The 13,346-nt window shown below is 54.5% G+C and carries 11 protein-coding genes and 1 pseudogene; 9 read left to right on the top strand and 3 right to left on the bottom strand.

Features of this window, described 5'->3' with window-relative positions:
• The first annotated feature begins 54 nt into the window (after window positions 1-54).
• The 5 genes from C7477_RS01605 to C7477_RS01585 all read left to right on the top strand — a co-directional run bounded on the left by C7477_RS01605 (window position 55) and on the right by C7477_RS01585 (window position 5,687).
• On the top strand, window positions 55-1,074 hold the full coding sequence (locus C7477_RS01605) for a (5-formylfuran-3-yl)methyl phosphate synthase (RefSeq protein ID WP_110748185.1): 1,020 nt from the start codon (window positions 55-57) through the stop codon (window positions 1,072-1,074).
• 134 nt (window positions 1,075-1,208) lie between these two features.
• On the top strand, window positions 1,209-2,120 hold the full coding sequence (locus tag C7477_RS01600; RefSeq protein ID WP_110748182.1) for a hypothetical protein: 912 nt from the start codon (window positions 1,209-1,211) through the stop codon (window positions 2,118-2,120).
• A gap of 258 nt (window positions 2,121-2,378) precedes the next feature.
• Window positions 2,379-3,290 (top strand): hypothetical protein, encoded by a 912-nt coding sequence (locus C7477_RS01595; protein WP_110748179.1) that lies wholly within the window; start codon window positions 2,379-2,381, stop codon window positions 3,288-3,290.
• 216 nt (window positions 3,291-3,506) lie between these two features.
• Window positions 3,507-4,400 carry a hypothetical protein gene (locus tag C7477_RS01590; protein WP_110748176.1) on the top strand — a complete coding sequence of 298 codons (894 nt, stop codon included), beginning with the start codon at window positions 3,507-3,509 and terminating at the stop codon, window positions 4,398-4,400.
• Between the two features lie 342 nt (window positions 4,401-4,742).
• Entirely contained in the window at window positions 4,743-5,687 is a 945-nt protein-coding gene (locus tag C7477_RS01585) for a hypothetical protein (RefSeq protein WP_110748173.1), read from the top strand.
• Between the two features lie 94 nt (window positions 5,688-5,781).
• Here C7477_RS01585 and C7477_RS01580 read toward each other — a convergent pair.
• Window positions 5,782-6,489, bottom strand: a pseudogene (locus C7477_RS01580) (SDR family oxidoreductase).
• Between the two features lie 131 nt (window positions 6,490-6,620).
• Here C7477_RS01580 and C7477_RS01575 point away from each other — a divergent pair.
• From C7477_RS01575 to alaS, 3 genes are all read left to right on the top strand, one after another.
• The gene (locus tag C7477_RS01575) at window positions 6,621-7,298 is read left to right on the top strand and encodes a YiaD family glycine zipper/OmpA-like lipoprotein (RefSeq protein WP_110748171.1); all 678 of its coding nucleotides are present in this window, start codon (window positions 6,621-6,623) and stop codon (window positions 7,296-7,298) included.
• A 286-nt stretch (window positions 7,299-7,584) separates the two neighbouring features.
• Window positions 7,585-8,673, top strand: coding sequence for a recombinase RecA (gene recA, locus C7477_RS01570; RefSeq protein WP_110748168.1), 1,089 nt, complete (start codon window positions 7,585-7,587; stop codon window positions 8,671-8,673).
• 250 nt (window positions 8,674-8,923) lie between these two features.
• Window positions 8,924-11,584: an alanine--tRNA ligase gene (gene alaS, locus C7477_RS01565; RefSeq protein ID WP_110748165.1), complete on the top strand. Its 2,661-nt coding sequence runs from the start codon at window positions 8,924-8,926 to the stop codon at window positions 11,582-11,584.
• A gap of 40 nt (window positions 11,585-11,624) precedes the next feature.
• Here the strand turns inward: alaS and C7477_RS01560 are convergent, their stop codons facing one another.
• Window positions 11,625-11,978 (bottom strand): antibiotic biosynthesis monooxygenase family protein, encoded by a 354-nt coding sequence (locus C7477_RS01560; RefSeq protein ID WP_110748162.1) that lies wholly within the window; start codon window positions 11,976-11,978, stop codon window positions 11,625-11,627.
• A complete protein-coding gene (locus C7477_RS01555) occupies window positions 11,975-12,304 on the bottom strand; it encodes an NIPSNAP family protein (RefSeq protein WP_110748160.1) in 330 nt (109 codons plus the stop codon). Before C7477_RS01555 ends, C7477_RS01560 begins: the two co-directional genes overlap by 4 nt.
• Window positions 12,305-12,376: 72 nt before the next feature.
• On the opposite strand from C7477_RS01555, the gene C7477_RS01550 reads away from it, so the two are divergent.
• The gene (locus C7477_RS01550; protein WP_110748157.1) at window positions 12,377-13,078 is read left to right on the top strand and encodes an ArsR/SmtB family transcription factor; all 702 of its coding nucleotides are present in this window, start codon (window positions 12,377-12,379) and stop codon (window positions 13,076-13,078) included.
• The last annotated feature ends 268 nt before the right edge of the window (window positions 13,079-13,346 follow it).

Here is a 13,346-nt window from a genome sequence, read left to right as displayed (position 1 = left end):
CACCCGGCGCCATGCTCTTGCGTTGTTCAGGAATTTCCGGCCAAGGGGCTACCCATGACAAAGATGCTGGCGAGTGTGCGGGACCGCCAAGAAGCCGAAACCGCGCTGAAAGGCGGGGCCGATATCATCGACCTCACGAGCGCAGAGGGAACCGCCCTGGCGCTCAAAACGATCCGCGATACGGTCAAGCTCATCGCGGGCGCGCGGACGGTGAGCGCGCTTTGCGGTGATCTGGACCAAGCGGAGGAAATCGCGGCGGCAGGCGTCGATTATATCAGGAGCGGCTTTCTTCCATCGAAACGGCTGATTGCTGACGTCAAGGCGCTGGCCGGGCTGGCGGCAAGCACGAAACTCATCGGCGTGCTCTATGCGGAGCATGTCTATCCGGATGATTTGCCCGCGGCTTTCGCCGCCGCCGGGTTTCATGGAATCATGCTGGATACGATATCAGCCGGGCGATTGCTGGACCATATAAGCCTCGATCGGATAGGCTCGTTCATCGAGGCTGCTCACGGCTATTCAATGATCGCCGGCGTGGCGGGCGGTCTGGAAGCGCCGGATATTCCGCGCCTCTTGGTCTACAATACTGATTTTCTCGGTTTCAGCGGGCTTGATGCGGCGGGAATGGCCAAGATCAGGGCGCTGATACCGGAGAAGCAGAAGCGCGCGCCAAAGCGTAAAGTCTCCGAGCCCGAGGATGCGGACCTCGGAACGGACAAGATTTTCGTGCGTGACTTCGTGCTGCCGGTCCATATCGGAGCCTATAGCTTCGAGCACGGCAAACCGCAAAAGGTGCGCTTCGACGTGACGGCGGATGTGCGGCGTGTGACCAATGCACCAAGGGAGATGCGCCACGTCGTCTCCTATGATTTGATCATGGATGGGATCAGGGGCATCGTCGCGCGCGGGCATGTGGAACTCTCGGAAACATTGGCCGAGGAGATCGCGACGCTTATCCTGGCGCATCCCCGCGTGATGCGGGTGGTGGTGCGGGTGGAAAAGCTCGAGCTCGGGCCGGGTGGGGTTGGCGTGGAGATCGAGCGGCGCGTAGGGAAGAGGGATAGGATTTTTTAACCTTCTTCGACCCGCCAAGTGGTGGAGAATTGAATTTCTCGTAATGCGTGTTGCGTATTTAAATATTCAACGTTACATTGCCAAATGTAAGCGCTCTATCATATTTTTGGAAATTTCAATCAGGGATTTTAACAATGGAAAAAGCACAATACGTCTGGAATCCGAATGCCAATCAGGAATTTACGGTAGACACGGACCTGAGTCAGCCCGCTGCGACGTTCAATAAAAATGCCGGCTTTCAGTGTACCGTAGGACCATCAGCTAAAATGTCGTTGACAGTAACGGATGATGGAACAACCACATGGGGAAAACAACTGATACAGCATCAGAATCCCCCCACCAAGACAACTATTTTATCGATCACGCCTCAAGCTTCGCTGAAGATGGTGTCGCCTGGAAAGTTAGTCATTGGCGAGGATTCAGTACAAACACGAATATTGGTGATGGACTTTAAGAACTTGAACGTTCCGAATCTGCAGCTTTTTGTGCATGAGGTCTTTTTTTCCAATATGGAAATGGCTATTACCCAAAGCAATGTTGAAATGCGGGGGGACAATTTCTCATATTTGAATATAGGCAATGCCAGTATTAATGTTCAGAATAATAGTACTTGCCAAATAACGCCAAGTTTCGGTGAGAAAAAAATAGATATAGTGACTTATTTTCTCATGCAGGTGCAGGATAGTTCCTCGGCGCAGCTGGATGGCGTGTCGGTGCAGCCAGGCGCTAAGGTGCGATTTGATCTTCAGGCTAACGGCGAGCCGTTCACACCGACTATCAGGCTTTCCGGCATTGATTTCCTGGGGCCGGAATCTCAAAATTATCCAAAGGGCATGTTTAATTTCGTTACTTATGACGGCAAAAATAACAGAGGAACCTTTGTACTTGCCGGGATTGGCAATGCCTTCGAACTTAGCGCCCTGCGTAGTCTGCAATTGGTAGCCATTGATGGTAATACCGATCCATCCTATATCAATTCGAGACTTGATACCTCCAATATGTACCAAAATGGAGATATGATTTTAAAATTGCGGTTTCAAAAATAGTGATTGATGCATTTCCGGCATTTGTTTCCTGAACAAATGCCGGAAAATGCCATTGCCGCGCGTTTCTCGGCCGTTCCCATACACTTCCACCTTATTGCCGCGCGGGTGGGACACGATTTTTTAACCTTCTTCGATCCGCCATGTGGTGGAGAACTGAATTTCTCGCAATAAGTGTTGCGTTTTTAAGTATTCAACGTTACATTGTCGGATATAAGTGCTCCATCATATTTTTGGATATTTCAATCAGGGATTTTAACAATGGAAAAAGATCAATACGTCTGGAATCCTAATGCCAATCAGGAATTTACGGTAGACACGGCCCTGAGTCAGCCCGCTGCGACGTTCAATAAAAACGGCGGCTTTAATTGTACCGTAGGAACATCAGCTAAATTGTCGTTAACGGTAACGGATGATGGAACAACCACATGGGGAAAACAACTGATACAGGATCAGAATCCCCCCACCAAGACTACTTATTTCACGATCACGCCCCAAGCGTCGTTGAAGATGGTGTCGCCTGGAAAGTTAGTCATTGGCGAGGATACAGTGCAAACACGAATAAACGTGTTGGGTTCTAAGAACTTGAACGTTCCGAATCTGCAGCTTTTTGTGCACGAGGTCTTTTTTTCCAATATGGAAATGGCTATTGCCGAAAGCAATGTTGAAATGCTGGGGGACAATTTCTCATATTTGAATATAGGTAATGCCAGTATTGATGTTCAGGATAATAGTACTTGCCAAATAACGCCAAGTTTCGGTGAGAAAAAAATAGATATAGTTACTAATTTTCTCATGCAGGTGCAGGATATTTCCTCGGCGCAACTGGATGGCGTGTCGGTGCAGCCAGGCGCTAAGGTGCTATTTAATCTTCTGGCCAACGGCGAGCCGGACTACCCAACCATCAGGCTTTCCGGTATCGATTTCCTGGGGCCGGAAGCTAAAAATTATCCAAAGGGCATGCTTAATTTCCAGACTTATGACGGGAAAAATAATAGAGGAACCTTTGTACTTGCCGGGATTGGCAATGCCTACCAATATACCGCCATGCGTCAGCTGCAATTGATATCCATTGATGGTAACACAGATCCAACCTTTATCAATTCGAGACTTAATACCACCAATATGTACCAAAATGGAAATATGATTTTAACTTTGCGGTTTCAAAAATAGTGATTGATTCAGTTCCGGCATTTGTTTCCTGAGCAAATGCCGGAAAATGCCATTGCCGGGTGGGTGGGACACGATTTTTTAACCCTCTTCGATCCGCCATGTGGTGGAGGATTGAATTTCTCGCAATAAGTGTTGCACGTTTAAATATTCAACGTTACATTGCTAAATGTAAGTGCTCTATTATTTTTTTGGAAATTTCAATCAGGGATTTTAACAGTGGAAAAAGAACAGTACATCTGGAAACCGTATGCCACTCAAGACTTTAAGGTAGACACGAGCCTGAGTGGGCCCGCTGCGACGTTCAATAAAAACGGCGGCTTTTCGTGTTTCGTAGACGCGGGGTTGTCGTTAACAGTAACGGATGCCGGAACAACCGCATGGGGAAAGCAACTGATACAGCAACAGAATCCCCCCCATAAAAGCACTGGTATTATGCTCTCTAATGCAATGTCATCGCTGACGATGGTGTCGGCTGGAAAGTTAGTCCTTGGCGAGACTACCGTAACAACACACATAAGTCTGCTTGACAGTCAGAATCTACAGCTTTTTGTGCGCGAGGTCTTTTTTTCCAATACGCATATGCAGATTTTCGGCGGCAGTCTTGAAATGCTGGGGCCCAATTTCTCATATTTGAAGATAGACAATGCCGTAATTACTGTTGAGGATAATGGGGGGTGCCATATAACGCCAAGTTTCGGTGAACAGAAAATAGATATAGCGAAAAATTTTTACCTTATGGTGACCGATACTTCCTCGGCGCAGCTGGATGGCGTGTCCGTGCAGCCAGGCGCTAGTGTGCAATTCAATCTTCAAACCATCGGCGAGCCGGACACCCCAACCGTCAGGCTTTCCGGGATCGATTTCCTGGGAGAGGAATCTCAAAATTATCCAAAGGGCATGTTTAATTTCACCACCTATGACGGGAAAAATAACAGAGGAAATTTTGTACTTGCCGGGATTGGCAATGCCATCCAGTTTAACTACATGCTTCAGCTGGAATTGGTAGCCATTGATGGTAACAGCGATCGATCCTATGTCAATTCGAGAATTGATAATCAAAATATATACCAAAATGGCGATATGATTGTAAGGCTGCGGTTTCAAAAATAGTGATTGATGCATTTCCGGCATTTGTTTTCTGAGCAAATGCCGGAAAATGCCATCGCCGCGCGTTTCCCGGCCGTTCCCATCCGCTTCCACCTTATTGCCGCCGGCGGAGTTGAGTGTCTTTTTTTGCTATAAAAGAGATTGGATGGTATATTTAAAAATGCGCGGTATCATTATTTTATAGCTTATTTAATTTTTCAGCGAGGGAGTATTCGTATTTTCTGGATTACAGCGTTGTTGTGCCTACTTGGCAATATCTCTAATTCTGCATGTGATCCGCACACTTATTGAGCGTTATCGCACCAATACGGTGTGTAAACATATATATTAATTTAGGAGATTAAAATGAATAAGGCAAAGTTTGTTTGGGATCCGAATTCAAATCAAACATTTACACCCGCTGACGGCAATATGAATACTCCTCTTACGGGGCCAGCCGAGTCTTTTAATAAAAATGAAGGGTTTGGGCTCAATACGACCGGGGAGTTATTTATAGACGTCTCCGACAGTGGGATGACGGTTTGGGGCAGTCCGACCCCGAACCCTCCCATCGACGAAACCGTGTTCAAGATACTTCCAGATACAGGGTCGCTTAGGGTTGCTTCGCCAGGATCCTTGGCTATTGGCGAAGCATTCGGTGACCTAGCGGTAAAAGTGATAATGGAGGTGGCTCACGCAAACGGATCCGGAGATAATTCTGATCCGTTACATGAGCGGGAAGGTTTGGGAATTTCCGTTAATAGAGTGGTTTTTGGAAATGTAGAAATTAATATTAGCAATAGAAGCGGGCTTCAAATGCTGGGAACACAGTTTGGTGATTTTTCATATCTAAAAATAGATAATGCAAAAATTTCCGTTACTGGAAAAAGTTACTGCCATATAACGCCAAATGCAGGCGAAAAAAGCATAGATATAATGAATTTTGATCTATCATTGAGCGATAATTCATGGGCGTATATGGACTCTATGTCATTTTTGGATGGTGGTACCGCAAAGTTTTCGTCTATTGCGACTTCCGACGATGATAGTCCAATTTTTTATCTATTTGATTTCAATTTTATTGATGACACTTATCAAAAGGATTTGTTTAGTATTGTTACGCATAACGGAAATAACAAAGGTGGATTTACGTTCTTTGGAATAGGAAGTTCATTTTCTTTGACCGCCTTTATCGATAAACGGCTATTATCCATTGATGGAAATGACGACCCTAATTATCTTTGGTCCAGAATTAATCGGGACTCAGCTGTTATATATAAGGATGGGAACCTCAATATAAGGTTGAAATAAATATATATAGTTGGCTTTGCTCACGGCGCGACCGCGTCATAACTCTCGATTGTCCAGAGTAGATGGTTGAGGGTTATGACGTGTCGGTGATCATTCACACATGCCGCGTGATACCGCCATCGACGCGAATGTTCTGTCCGGTTATGTAGCCCGCGTCGTCTGAAAGCAGAAAAGCCGCAGTTGCGGCGATTTCCTCCACTGTGCCGATGCGCTTCATCGGCACGTCCTCTGCCGTTTCCGGTTTGTGGCCGAGGCTGTCTATATAGCCCGGCAAAAGGGCATTCATGCGGATGTTGTCGGCGCCGTAGCGATCGGCGTGGAGCTTGGTATAAGCGCCGACCGCGGCGCGATAGGCGCAGGATACCGGGAACTTCAGCGTCGGCTCGAAGGCCGCGAAGGTGGTGATGTTGACCCACGCGCCTTTGCCCTGCTTCAACATAAGTGGGTCACCAGGCGCGCCATGCGTGCGACATTCAGCACCATCTCTCATTGCCGAGCGCCCAGCCTTCATCGGTGATGTCGAGAAGGTCGCCCTTCGGCGGATGGCCGGTATGATTGACCACGGCATCGATGTGGCCAAAGCTGCTCACCGCCGCGTCCACCAGCGCTTCAAGGTCGGTCAGGTTCTGGGCCGATCCCTTGACGCCGACTCCATCCAGTTCGTCCGCCAACTCGATGGCGCTGCCGGAAGGCGACATAAGCGCGAGTCGCCCCGATCATGCAGCTTCCTGGCAATCGCGGCGCCCATCCCGCGGCCACCGCCCGTTATCACCGCCACTGGCTTTTCGATTTTCGCCGGCATCTGCTTTTTCTCCACGATTTGACCGTACCGCTTTTACTTGAGTATGAGAGCGACGTCGTTAACCAAGTTCCACCGTGTTGCCGCAATCGCTATTATGATACGCGACGCATACCAAATCCGGGGACCATCTCATGACCAAGAAACTTATCATTGCCGGCCTCGTTGCGGCGACCTTTCTCGCGGGCTGCACCACCGATCCTTATACGGGCGAGCAGAAGATTTCGAACACCGCGGGCGGCGCGGCGCTGGGCGCTGCCGTCGGCGCGCTGGGCGGCCTTGCAGTGGGCGGTTCGAGCCGCGCGCAGCGCAATGCCGTGCTGATCGGCGCGGGTCTAGGCGCGCTGGGCGGCGGGGCTATCGGCAACTATATGGACCGGCAGGAATCAGAACTGCGGGCGCAGTTGCAGGGAACCGGCGTCTCGGTCACGCGCAATGGCGACAACATCATTCTCAACATGCCATCGAACATCACCTTCGGCACCGACCAGGATACGCTGAGGAGCCAGTTCTATCCGACGCTCAATTCGGTGGCGATCGTGCTGCGCAAGTTCAACCAGTCGCTGGTCGATATATCCGGCCACACCGATTCGACCGGCAGCGCGAGCTACAATCAGCAGCTCTCGCAGCGCCGCGCGCAGTCGGTGGCCAATTATCTGGGCGCGCAGGGCATCGACCAGCGCCGCTTCGCCGTCACCGGTTATGGCGATACGCAACCTGTCGCGTCCAACGCCTCGGAAGCGGGGCGCGCGCAGAACCGCCGCGTCGAGATACAGATCTCGCCGCTCACCAACGGGCAGGGCGGCTACTAAGCCTTTTTGCCTGTCTTCAAATGCCAAAGCGCGGTCCTTCGGGGGCCGCGTTTTTTATGTGCGGTCCGAATCGCGAAATTCCCAAAAGGGAATGTAAAGTGTGCATTCAGCCGGGGCCTTTAAGAAAAAGACGCCGCATTTAAGCTGGAACGTATATGGAACATTTTTACAATATTTCGATTTATCAATGGGTTGCATGGCTTGCCAAAGCGGAACAAAACAAATACAAATAGTTTACCAAGAACGGGCTGTCCGGGCTTCATGCAGCATAGAGGGGTAGTGTAACATGGCGCAAAATTCATTGAAGCTTGTTGAGGAAAAATCAGTGGACAAGACTAAGGCTCTGGACGCGGCGCTGTCTCAGATCGAGCGGGCATTCGGCAAGGGATCGATCATGCGGCTCGGGCAGAACGATCAGGTGGTCGAGATCGAAACGGTTTCGACCGGGTCGCTTTCTCTCGATATCGCGCTTGGCGTCGGCGGCCTGCCCAAGGGGCGCATCGTGGAAATCTATGGACCGGAAAGCTCCGGCAAGACGACCCTGGCGCTGCACACCATTGCGGAGGCGCAGAAGAAGGGCGGCATCTGCGCCTTCGTCGATGCGGAACATGCGCTCGATCCCGTTTATGCGCGCAAGCTTGGCGTGGATCTGGAGAATCTGCTGATTTCGCAGCCAGATACGGGCGAGCAGGCACTGGAAATCACCGACACGCTTGTGCGTTCCGGCGCCATCGACGTGCTGGTGATCGATTCTGTCGCGGCATTGACGCCGCGGGCCGAAATCGAGGGCGAGATGGGCGATTCGCTGCCGGGTCTGCAGGCGCGCTTGATGAGCCAGGCGCTGCGCAAGCTGACGGCCTCCATTTCGCGCTCCAACTGCATGGTCATCTTCATCAACCAGATCCGCATGAAGATCGGCGTCATGTTCGGCTCGCCCGAGACGACGACGGGCGGCAATGCGCTGAAATTCTATGCCTCCGTCCGCCTCGACATCCGCCGCATCGGCGCCGTCAAGGAGCGCGACGAGGTGGTGGGGAATCAGACCCGCGTGAAGGTGGTGAAGAACAAGCTTGCGCCGCCCTTCAAGCAGGTGGAATTCGACATCATGTACGGCGCCGGCGTCTCGAAGACGGGCGAGTTGGTCGATCTCGGCGTCAAGGCCGGCGTAGTCGAGAAATCGGGCGCGTGGTTCTCCTATAATTCGCAGCGTCTGGGGCAGGGGCGTGAAAACGCCAAGCTGTTCCTCAGGGACAATCCGGAAGTGGCGCGCGAGATCGAGCTGACCCTGCGCCAGAATGCAGGCCTCATCGCTGAACAGTTGCTGGATGTCGGTCCGGGCGGAGATGAGAATGGCAGCGACGTAGCTGAAATGTAAGACGGGGCGTATTTCCCTCGACTACTGGCGGCCCGTCTCCTTTCAGTAGAGGGGGCGGGTTTTCCTTTTCATACCGGATGTTTCGGCAGCCTTTGCCGCTGGTCCTTTCGATTGCCGGATTGTCTGGACAGGGTTCCGTGGCATCGCTAAAAGCGGGCGGGTCCGGGCCTTTGCCCGAAGGAGCATTTCAAGAAGGCGAAGCTGGCCGGGGGCAAGCCCTTGGCGCGGTGAAAGCCCCAAAGGTTGGAACATGAGTGGCGTCAACGAGATCAGGTCGACATTTCTCGAATATTTCAAGAAGAACGGGCATGAGATCGTGCCGTCGAGCCCGCTCGTGCCGCGTAACGATCCGACATTGATGTTCACCAATGCCGGCATGGTGCAGTTCAAGAATGTCTTCACCGGGCTTGAGCAGCGCCCCTACAGCCGGGCGACGACCTCGCAGAAATGCGTACGCGCCGGCGGCAAGCACAACGACCTCGATAATGTCGGCTATACCGCGCGCCACCACACCTTCTTCGAGATGCTCGGCAATTTCTCATTCGGTGACTATTTCAAGGAAGAAGCGATCGGCCTTGCCTGGAACCTGATCACCAGGGAATTCGGCCTGTCGAAGGACAAGCTCCTCGTCACCGTCTATCATACGGATGAGGATGCCGCGAATTTCTGGAAGAAGATTGCGGGTTTGTCCGACGATCGCATCATCCGCATCGCGACCAGCGATAATTTCTGGGCGATGGGGGATACCGGTCCGTGCGGTCCATGCTCGGAAATTTTCTATGATCATGGCGACCATATCTGGGGCGGCCCTCCCGGCAGCGCGGACGAGGATGGCGACCGGTTTATCGAGATATGGAACCTCGTCTTCATGCAGTTCGAGCAGCTGACGAAGGAGGAGCGCGTCGCGCTGCCGCGTCCGTCGATCGACACGGGCATGGGGCTGGAGCGCGTCGCCGCCGTGCTGCAGGGCGTGCATGACAATTACGACATCGATCTTTTCAAGGCCCTGATCCGCGCTTCCGAAGAGGCGACGGGCGTCAAGGCGGAGGGCAAAGCCCGCGCCAGCCACCGCGTGATCGCCGATCATCTGCGCGCATCGAGCTTCCTCATCGCCGATGGCGTGCTGCCTTCGAATGAGGGGCGCGGCTATGTGCTGCGCCGCATCATGCGCCGCGCCATGCGCCATGCCGAGCTTCTGGGTGCGCGCGAGCCGCTCATGTGGCGGCTTCTGCCGGCGCTCATCCGTGAGATGGGCCAGGCCTATCCGGAGTTGATCCGCGCCGAAGCGCTGATCTCCGAGACGCTGAAGCTGGAGGAAACCCGCTTCCGAAAGACGCTGGAGCGCGGGCTCGGGCTTTTGGGCGAGGCGACGGAGAATTTGAGCGAGGGTGGCCGTCTCGACGGCGAAACAGCGTTCAAGCTGTATGATACCTTTGGCTTCCCGCTCGATCTGACGCAGGACGCGCTGCGCCAGCGCGGCATTGGCGTCGATACGGAGGGCTTCAACGCGGCCATGGAGCGCCAGAAGGCGGAGGCGCGCGCCAGTTGGTCCGGCTCAGGGGATGCCGCGACGGAAACCGTGTGGTTTTCCGTGCGTGACAAGGCCGGCGCGACGGAATTCCTCGGTTATGAGACCGAGAAGGCGGAGGGAATCATCGCTGCGCTGGTGCGCGATGGCGCCGTTGTCGATAGCGCCGGGGAGGGCGTGGCGGTTGCCGTCGTCGTCAACCAGACGCCGTTCTACGCCGAATCCGGCGGCCAGCAGGGCGATGCGGGAACGATTTCCGGTGAAGGTTTCACGATAGAGATCACCGATACACAGAAAAAGGGCGACGGCGTTTTCGTCCATCTTGGCCGCGTGACGAAGGGCACAGCTGCGACCGGGGCGGCGGTAGAGCTTGCCGTCGATGCATCGCGTCGCACACGCATCCGCTCCAACCATTCGGCGACTCACCTCCTGCACGAGGCGTTGCGCGAGACGCTTGGCACGCATGTGGCGCAGAAGGGCTCGCTCGTTGCGCCGGATCGCCTGCGCTTCGACTTTTCGCATCCGAAGCCGATTTCGGCTGAGGAATTGAAAGCGATCGAAAATATCGCCAACGAGATCGTGCTGCAGAACTCGCCCGTGACGACGCGGTTGATGGCCGTAGACGATGCCATTGCCGAGGGCGCGATGGCGCTTTTCGGCGAAAAATATGGCGATGAGGTGCGGGTCGTATCGATGGGCACGGCGACGCATGGGGATAAGGCGGGCAAGACCTATTCCACCGAGCTTTGCGGCGGCACCCATGTGCGCCGCACCGGCGATATCGGGCTGGTCCGGATCGTCTCGGAAGGTGCCGTCGCCGCCGGCGTTCGCCGCATCGAGGCGCTGACCGGCGAGGCGGCGCGGCGTTATCTGGAAGAGCAGGACGAGCGGGTCAAAGCCCTGGCATCCGCGCTCAAGACAACGCCTGCGGAGACGCTCGATCGCGTCAATGCGCTCATCGACGAGCGCCGCAAGCTGGAGCGCGAGCTGACGGAAGCGCGCAAGAAGCTGGCGCTTGGCGGCGCAACGTCGGCTGGCGAGAATGCCGCTGAAACCGTCAACGGCATCAGCTTCCTCGGCAAGGTTGTCACCGGCGTCTCGCCGCGTGATCTGAAACCCTTGGCCGACGAGGGCAAGAAGCAGATCGGCTCGGGCGTGGTGCTTTTCATTGGCGTCGGCGAAGACGGCAAGGCGAGTGCCGTTGCCGGTGTGACCGATGACATGATTGGCCGCTTCAGCGCCGTCGACCTGGTGCGCGCGGCTTCCGCCGCTCTCGGCGGGGCGGGCGGCGGCGGACGGCCGGACATGGCGCAGGCGGGGGGGCCGGACGGCGCGAAAGCCGCCGCCGCCGTCGATGCGGTGAAGGCCGTGCTAGCCGGCTGAGACTTTTACGAACAGGCCGGAATTACCGGCCTGTTTTATTTTATTCGACGGTATGGATGGCCCGGCTATCCGCTGGCGCTTCGTCACGCTCAATGAGCCCGTAATCGCGCAGGATGTGCGCCACACGCAGGCGATAATCCTCGAAGACGCCGTTGCGGCCTTCCGCTTGCGCGACGCGATGTGCGGGCAGGTTGCGCCATGCCTTGACTGCCCCTTCATCGCGCCAGAAGGAAAGCGACAGGAGTTTGCCCGGCTCGTTCAGGCTTTCGAAGCGCTCGATCGAGATGGAGCCGTCGATTGCCAGCAGATCTTTACGCAAGCTCCCGGCAATATCCAGATATTGCTTTCGCCGCGCTTCATCCGCAGGCCAGACTTCGAAAATGACCACGATCATGGCCGGATGAGCTCTCCATGCGGCGCGGAAACGAGCTTCAGGAAAATCCGGTCTTCTTTCAGGATGAACCGTTCCTTGCGGGCGAATTCATAATTGGCGCGACCAAGCGGGTCGTCGGACAGCCTTGCGCGATAGGCCTCGTAGGCGGCGAGGTTTTCGATGTTGTATATGCCATAGGCGGTGGTGGCGGAGCCTTCGTACGGGCCGTAATAGCCGATCAGATCCGCGCCGCAACGGGGAATGGCCTCGCCCCAATTGCGCGCATATTCGGCAAAGGCGTCTTGCCTGAACGGGTCGATCTGATAGCGGATGAAACAGGTGATCATTCATATACTCCATGTTTTGAAGACCTGCTTCTAGCGCTTGAATTTCATCCATGCTTCGGCTAGCGTCGAACTATGAAGGACGGTCCTGTCATTGCAAAGATCGCGGCGCTTATCGGGGATCCGGCGCGGGCGAACATGCTGACCGCGCTCATGGACGGGCGCGCGCTGACGGCGAGCGAGCTTGCGGGTCTCGCCGGCGTCACGCTGCAGACTGCGAGCGGGCATCTCTCCAAGCTGGGTGAGGCCAACCTCACGACCGTGGAAAAGCAGGGACGGCATCGTTATTTCCGCCTGTCGGGGTCTGACGTGGCGGAAGTACTGGAAGGGTTGATGGGCCTTGCCCAGCGCACCGGCGCGGTGCGGATGCGGACTGGTCCGAAGGATGAGGCGCTGCGTACGGCGCGCATCTGCTACGATCATCTGGCGGGCGAGCGCGGCGTCGAGATGCTTGATGCTTCCTATCGGCTGGGCCTGATCGAAGGCGCTGAGAAGCCCATGCTCACAGAAAAGGGGCGGGCGTTCTTTCGTGCTCTTGGCGTGGATATTGAGGCGCTGGAGAGGCGAAAGCGGCCTGTCTGCCGCCATTGCCTCGACTGGAGCGAGCGGCGCAACCATCTGGGCGGCGCGCTTGGCGCGGCGCTATTGGATAATTTCATCGCGCGGAACTGGGCGCGGCGGGAAAAGGGCCGGGTGATCGCCTTTTCCCCAACGGGCGCGCAGGCTTTCACCAAGACCTTTAGCTTGAAGGTAAGCGCGAATTTCTCAGCACGTTGAATCCCGGATGAGATCGTCCATCATTTGCGCGGCGTTGGATTTGATGGTGAGCAACGGTTTTTGCCGGCTCAGGTCGATTTCCTCCGGTCCTGGACTTCAGTGGTTATTTAAACATGTAAGCTTAACCACCTATTCGAAAATTATAATTCCATGGATTGATTAATTAGTCCGCTGGAATCTTAAATGCAGCATTGTTTATTGAATAATAAGGGGAGCGATCAATATGACTGCAGGTCTTAACGCCGAACCGCGTCTATCTTATATTATT

The organism is Paramesorhizobium leguminum (genome assembly GCF_003217235.1).
GTDB classification, from domain to species: domain Bacteria; phylum Pseudomonadota; class Alphaproteobacteria; order Rhizobiales; family Rhizobiaceae; genus Paramesorhizobium; species Paramesorhizobium leguminum.
Note: the sequence above shows the minus strand (reverse complement) of the source record. Positions and strands in the feature narration are given on the sequence as shown.